Origin of the sequence: Micromonospora sp. AMSO12t (assembly GCF_008806585.1) — a bacterium.
In the GTDB taxonomy this organism is placed as follows: domain Bacteria; phylum Actinomycetota; class Actinomycetes; order Mycobacteriales; family Micromonosporaceae; genus Micromonospora; species Micromonospora reichwaldensis.
The window spans coordinates 1-3,642 of the sequence record NZ_WAAS01000417.1 but is presented as its reverse complement, the minus strand read 5'-3'; the positions used below and the strand labels follow the sequence as shown (position 1 = coordinate 3,642).

At 74.8% G+C, this 3,642-nt stretch carries 2 protein-coding genes and 1 pseudogene; 1 reads left to right on the top strand and 2 read right to left on the bottom strand.

Annotation, left to right across the window (positions count from 1 at the left end; genetic code table 11):
* Positions 1-275 (top strand): penicillin-binding transpeptidase domain-containing protein (locus F6X68_RS31535; protein WP_255474813.1); only part of this gene is annotated, 275 nt, incomplete at its 5' end.
* Between the two features lie 1,534 nt (positions 276-1,809).
* Here F6X68_RS31535 and F6X68_RS31530 read toward each other — a convergent pair.
* Positions 1,810-2,725: pseudogene (locus F6X68_RS31530) on the bottom strand (arginase family protein); the annotation flags it as partial.
* Positions 2,726-2,829: 104 nt separating this feature from the next.
* Positions 2,830-3,642, bottom strand: an 813-nt coding sequence (locus F6X68_RS31525; protein WP_151457659.1) for a tetratricopeptide repeat protein, incomplete at its 5' end; no start/stop codon positions are given.

The window sequence follows — 3,642 nt, the reverse complement described above, 5'->3', positions numbered from 1 at the left end:
CGCAGCTCAAGCCGGAGTCGGTCGAGGGGGTCCGGGCGATGATGCGGGAGGTGGTCACGGCCGGCTCCGGCAGCGCGCTGCGGGACGTACCGGGCGCGCCGGTGCACGGCAAGACGGGCACCGCCGAGTACGACGACAACCCGGCGCACACGCACGCCTGGTTCGTCGGCTGGCAGGGCGACGTCGCGTTCGCGGTCTTCGTCGAGAAGGGCGGAGCCAGCACCGCCACCGCCGTCCCCGCCGCCGAGCGCTTCCTCCGCGCCCTCTCCCGCTGACCAGCCTCACCGACACCGGTCTCGGCACCGGTGGCGGTGGCGGTGGCGATGGCGGTGGCGGTGGCGTTGACTGGCGGCGTCGGGCACCCGTGGGCACCGCCGCTTCGCGGTTCACGCGGCCACGTCCTGGTCGGCGTGGTCCGTCACGTGTCGGCGACGGCGACGTGTAGTTGCGGCAGCCTCGGCGGCCCGAGCCGGCCGCACAAAGGGCCGGTCGCCGCACCGGGAGCCCCACCTGCCTGCCGCCAGGAAGCGAGCTTTGGTGATCAGGACGCCATGGACGTTACCGGGCGGTTTTAACGTCCATGGCGTCCTGATCACCACTGGATGGCGGGCGTTCCCGCGCAACCGGAGCGACGCTGTGGAGCTGCCCCTACCGACGGGGCAGGCGCCGACGCCCGCCGGGCGCACGCCGGCAATCCACCGGTGGAACACCATGGGTGTCAAAAACCTTCGGTGACACCCCTGGTGTTCCACCCGTCACCTCGCGTCCCACCAGCCTCCGCGACCGGACCCGGCAGGTGCGCCGGCCCTAGAGCAATCGGCCCTGCCTCGACCGGCCCGTCTCGATCGTCTTGGGCACGTGCCACCAGCCGCCCGGCCGTGACCTGCCCTGGGCACGTGCCACCAGCCGCCCCGCCTCGCCCTGAACCGGGCACATACGACTATCCGTCCCGTTTTGCCCTGAACCGGGCACATGCGATCAGCCGTCCCGTTTTGCCCTGAACCGGGCACATGCGATCAGCCGTCCCGCCTTGCCCTGAACCGGGCACATGCGATCAGGCGCCCACCTCGCCCTGCCCTGGGCACGTGCGATCAGCCGCCCACCTCGCCCTGCACCGGGCACGTGCGATCAACCGTCCCGGCGCGACCGGGCCCGGCAGGTGGGCGCACAGATGGGGCAGTTCGACAGGGGGTCAGGCGATACCGGCGGCGGATGGCGAGGTGCCGTCCTCGGGCGAGGGCGGCGGGTCGCCCGGGTCGAGGCCCGCGAGCGGTGCCCGGCGCAGCAGGCCCGGGCCTGCGGAGGCGGGCGGGCCGACGGGTTCCGGCACGGCGACACCGTCGGAGGCTGCGCCACCCGGGGCCACCGGCCCGAGCGGCCGGAGCGGGGCTGGCGGAGCGCCCTCGGCACGCTCCTCGGCGCCGCCCGGGTGCCGGTCGTCGCCGTCGCTGCGTGGAACGGGGGCGGAAACGAGCGCCGGGGCGGAGGCCGACGGAGGCATGATCGGCACCTCGGGTCGACCGCTGCTCCGCCGTGCGGAGGGCACGACCGAGCCGGCAGACACCGACGGCCCGGCCGAATCCGCAGACGCCGATGGCCCAACCGAGCCAGCAGACGCCGAGCGCGTGGCAGGGGCGGCAAACGCAGACGGCCCAGCCGACACCGCAGACGGTCCAGCCGACACGGCAGAGGAAGACGGCACGCCGGGGGCGGCAGAGGAAGACGGCACGCCGGGGGCGGCAGACGGCGACGGCACGGTCGGCGCGGCGGACGCCGACGGGCCCGGCAGCAGTCGGGGCGGCGAAGCCGTCGGCGCCGAGACCGGGCGCAGCCCGGCCACCACGGTGTTGACGATCTCGGCCGCGTACGCGCCGTCTGGGTCGTAGTCGGGGTCGAAGACGGTCAGCTCGACGCCGAGGCAGTGCGGGGTGTCGACGAGGCCGGCGAGCAGGATCTCCAGCTCGGCGAAGGCGATCCCGCCCGGGTCGGGGGCGTCGACCGCCGGCATCACGGCCGGGTCCAGCACGTCCACGTCGATGTGCACCCAGTAGCCGGCGCAGTCGGCGAGCTGCTCGTGCGCCCACTGTGCCGTACGCGCGGCGCCCTCGGCGCGCAGCGCCGGCACCGGCCGGGTGGTGATCCCGGCGGCCTGGAGGTCGAGGCGGTACTCGTCCTGCGCCCGGATGCCGAGCACCACCACGTCGATGTCCCGGAAGTACGGCCGGCGCCCCTCGATGGCGGCCAGGTCGGCCTGCCCCCGCCCGGTGACCAGCGCGAGGTCCTCGCCGGCCGCCGCGCCCACGTAGGAGGCGTTGCCGGGGTGCCGGAAGTCGGAGTGGCCGTCGACGAAGACCAGCCCGATGCGCCCGCCGACCGCCTCGCCGAGCCGGTGCATGGCCAGTGCCGAACCGAGCAGGATCGAGCAGTCGCCGCCGAGCACCAGCGGGAACTCGCTGCGGTCGATGATGGCGCCGATCCGTTCCGCGAGCGCCACCGAGTAGTCGGCGATCTCGCGGGCGTGGCAGACCCCGTCACCCGGTCGCCAGTCGCCGGGGTCGTAGCGGGGCGCGGTGAGGCAGCCCGCGTCGCGGGCCCGCAGCCGGGCGAGCAGCCCCTGGTCGCGTAGCGCGCCCGGGGCCTTGCCGCAGCCGGGGACCGAGGTGGACGTGGGTGGGCGCAGGCCGAGGTTGCTGGGCGCGTCGAGGACGGCGATCCGGCGCATCATGGGCTCCCGTCCTCGAGGTGTCGGGCGGGCCGGCCGGAACGCCGGCCCGCGCTGGCGTGCTACGTACTCACAAGCAGGGCGTGATCACGAACAGGGCGTGGTGCTCAGAACAGGGCGCTGGCCAGGGCCCGGCGCGCCGCGGCGACCGCGGGATCCTCCGGCCCAGCGACCGTGAAGAGGCTGACCAGGTGCTGGCGTACCTTCTCCCGCTCTTCACCGGCGGTGCGGCGGACCACGCCCACCAGGCGGGCGTACGCCGCCTCGGCCTGACCGCTGAGCACCTCGATGTCGGCGGCCAGGAGCTGGGCCTCGACGTCGTCGGGGTTCGCCTGGGCGGCGGCGACCGCCGCGCCCGGGTCGGCCCCGGCCACCCGGCGGGCGAGCCCGACCTGGGCGAGGCCCGCCTCCGCCGCGGCGTCCGCGGGCGACTCCGCGAGGATCTTGCGGTACGCCTGCTCGGCCGCGTCGAGGTCGCCGCTCATCAGGGCGTCGTCGGCCTCGTCGAGGCGCGGGTCCTCCGGCTCGGCGACGCTCACGCCACCGGCCTTGAGCACCGCCTGGATCCACTGCCGCAGCTGCGCCTCGGGCACCACTCCGGAGAAGGCGTCGACCGGCTGGCCGCCGACCACCGCGTAGACCATCGGGATGCCCTGCACCCGGAACATCTGGGCGATCCGGGGGTTGGCGTCCACGTCGACCTTGGCGAGCACCCAGGCGCCGCCGCCCTCGGCGGCCAGCCGCTCCAGCACGGGGCTCAGCTGCTTGCACGGCTCGCACCACTCGGCCCAGAAGTCCACGATCACCGGTGTGGTGAGCGAACGCTCGAGAACCTCGGACTGGAATGTCGCCTCGCTCACGTCGATGACGGCGACGCCACCACCGGCGGCGCCGGGGAAATCGGCGGAGGGGGCTGACTG